A 2,334-nucleotide genomic window follows, 5' to 3' on the forward strand; every position below is an offset into this window, starting at 1 on the left:
GCGAGCAGGCCGTCCTCGACATCACGGAGATCATCCGCGCCTGGAAGGCCGAGGGCCGCCCGGGCGGCCGGGACGAGCTGCTGCTGCGCCTGGCCTGGGGTCGTGGGCGAGGCCCTGTCCGAGACGGCCGGCCGCCGCGAGGGCGAGGCGGTAACGCCACTCGATCAGCTCGGTGTGGACCTGGCCGAGGGCGGTGATGCGGTCCGCGTGGGTGCCGGCCTGCGCCCAGAGGTCGCCGATCCGCGTCGCGGCGGTGGTGGCCGCGGCGGCCTGTTCCGAGGCGAAGGCGCGGACCTGGGTCTGCCGGTCGGGGTCGGCGGTGCGCAGGGCGAGCGGGCTGGTGGGGAAGTGGCCGGGGGTGATCGTCGTGGTGGCCGTCGTCATGGTGTCTCCCGGGTCGGGGGCGTGTCGGCCGGGCGGCCGCGCCGCGCACCACCGCGCTCGCCGTCCCGGCCTGGATGGCGCGGGGGCGGCGGGCGCGGTGGTGGGCAGCGTCAGGGCCCGGACGTCAGCGGACGGCGCTCCAGATGAGCAGCAGGATCACGGCGGCTCCGATGAGGACGGCTTTCGGCGAGATGCTGGTGGAGGACTCCAGGCGCCGTATCTCGGCGTGGGAGGGGGTGTCGGGGGTGAGGCCGGCCAGGATGGCGGAGCGGTGGTGGAGCTTCTCGTAGAGGGCCGCGATCTGTGCGTCGCGGGAGATGGCCAGGGCCACGGCGGGTGCCTCTCGGTCAGCGGTGCAGGGCGGGGAAAGGGGACGGGCGGGCCGGTGCGCCGGGGCACCGGCCCGCCCGGGTCGGTCAGCGGCGGTTGTTGACGACGGTCTGGCCGCCGGTCACGGTGCCGCCGATGTTGACGTTCGAGTTGGTGGCGGTGATGTTCCCGGCCTGGACGACGGTGCCGGTCACGGTGGCGTTGCCGTTGATGCTGTTGCTGGTCGTCTGGGTGGCCGTCTCGTTGGTGTTCTGCTGGTTGCTCATCTCGGGGTTCCTCCTGGTGGACGGGTCGGGTCGGCCGGGCGGCCGCGCCGCGCACCACCGCGCCCGTCGCCCCGGCTTGGCTGGCCGGGTGGCGGCGGGCGTGGTGGTGGGCAGCGTCAGGGCCCGGAGTCAGTGCTGGTCGTCGGGGCGGCTGGTGCGGCGCCCGTCGCGGTCGACGACCAGTACCGTCTCGATGCGCGGCTCGGACACGGCGACCTCGACGGTCACCGGGATCGGCTCGGGCGCGGCCACCGTGACGGCCGGCGCCTCGACCGTCACGGCCGCTGGCTCGGGCGCTTCATTGATGACAGTGGTGTGGGTGGTGATCCAGGAGCCGGTCAGGGCCAGGGCCACCAGCGCGCCCCACAGCACCACGGCCAGGCCGGCCGCGACCGGCCGCCCGGCATCCGGGGTGCCGTCCCAGACCATCGCGCAGGTCACCGCACCCCACGCCAACGCGCCGAGCTGCGCCCCGGCGGACCCGGTGGTGCGCAGTGCCCGCCACAGGATGAGCAGGCCGGTGGCGGCCCAGGCGCCGTGGAGGGTGGCGGGTCCGGCGGGCAGGCCCTGCCCGCGGTCGGTGAGGGTGTGGTGGATCGGGTCGTCGACGGTGTGCCAGATCCGGGCGGCCGGGTGGGCGACGTGGGCCGGGTCGAGGAGCCAGCGCGCTCCGGCGAGGAGGTAGGGGCCGAGGGTGAGGGCCAGAACGATGAGGACGGCCAGGGCGCCGAGGCCGGCGAGGAGTGCCTGGGTGTCGGTGAGGTGGGGGTAGCGGTCGCGCGGGACGCGGTGCGGCCGGCGGTGCGGTGCGGGGCGGTGCCAGATCACGTCCGGCCGTTCGTCCCGCTCGGGCGGGGTGTTCGGGGGCAGGGCGCCGAGCGTGGGGAGGACCAGGTCCTCGTCATCGTGGTCCTCGCGCTCGGGCTGGTCGGGGGTGTGCTGGGACACGGTGCTACTCCTCGGCGGGCGGCTTGGGGCGGGGCGGGCTGGTTCAGAAGAAGGCGAGCTGCTCGCGCTCCGCGCGGGCGGGGGCGAGGTCGGGCAGGCCGGGGGAGTCGGCGGGCGCGGGGCCTTTCTCGCCGGCGATGTGCCAGTCGGCGAGGGCTTGGGCGTCGGCTGCGGTGCGGCACCAGGCGTCGTCGGTCAGCACGCGGCGGGTGATGATCCGGCCGCAGCAGTTCACCCACCACCAGCCCGGCCGGGTCTCGCCGCGGGCCTGTTGGATCAGCGGCTTCTCGTGGTGACACGCGCAACGGCAGAGCTGTCGGCAGGGCGGCCCGGCGATCCACACCCAGGCGAGGTCGTTGGTACCGGAGAGGAGTTCGGGGGAGGGGTGGGTGTGGGGTTCGGGGTG

Annotated in this window: 5 protein-coding genes; all 5 read right to left on the reverse strand. The window is 75.4% G+C overall.

The genetic code is table 11. The features are described 5' to 3' along the window. Window positions 1-30 precede the first annotated feature (30 nt). The gene (locus ACIQOV_RS37800) at window positions 31-384 is read right to left on the reverse strand and encodes a hypothetical protein (protein WP_401055308.1); all 354 of its coding nucleotides are present in this window, start codon (window positions 382-384) and stop codon (window positions 31-33) included. A 124-nt stretch (window positions 385-508) separates the two neighbouring features. Further along, window positions 509-715, reverse strand: a complete 207-nt coding sequence (locus ACIQOV_RS37805) for a hypothetical protein (protein WP_401055304.1) — start codon at window positions 713-715, stop codon at window positions 509-511. A gap of 85 nt (window positions 716-800) precedes the next feature. After that, window positions 801-980, reverse strand: coding sequence for a hypothetical protein (locus ACIQOV_RS37810; protein ID WP_401055305.1), 180 nt, complete (start codon window positions 978-980; stop codon window positions 801-803). A 129-nt stretch (window positions 981-1,109) separates the two neighbouring features. After that, window positions 1,110-1,928, reverse strand: a complete 819-nt coding sequence (locus ACIQOV_RS37815) for a hypothetical protein (RefSeq protein ID WP_401055306.1) — start codon at window positions 1,926-1,928, stop codon at window positions 1,110-1,112. 43 nt (window positions 1,929-1,971) lie between these two features. Beyond that, a partial coding sequence (locus tag ACIQOV_RS37820) for a hypothetical protein (protein ID WP_401055307.1) occupies window positions 1,972-2,334 on the reverse strand: 363 nt, incomplete at its 5' end.

The sequence above is a fragment of the Kitasatospora sp. NPDC091257 genome, assembly GCF_044757675.1.
Lineage (GTDB): Bacteria > Actinomycetota > Actinomycetes > Streptomycetales > Streptomycetaceae > Kitasatospora > Kitasatospora lactacystinica.

What these genes read in the sequence shown, in the direction of transcription:
- ACIQOV_RS37800 (WP_401055308.1), bottom strand. Translation starts at nt 384, where the DNA reads ATGACGACGGCCACCACGACGATCACCCCCGGCCACTTCCCCACCAGC.
- ACIQOV_RS37810 (WP_401055305.1), bottom strand. Translation starts at nt 980, where the DNA reads ATGAGCAACCAGCAGAACACCAACGAGACGGCCACCCAGACGACCAGC.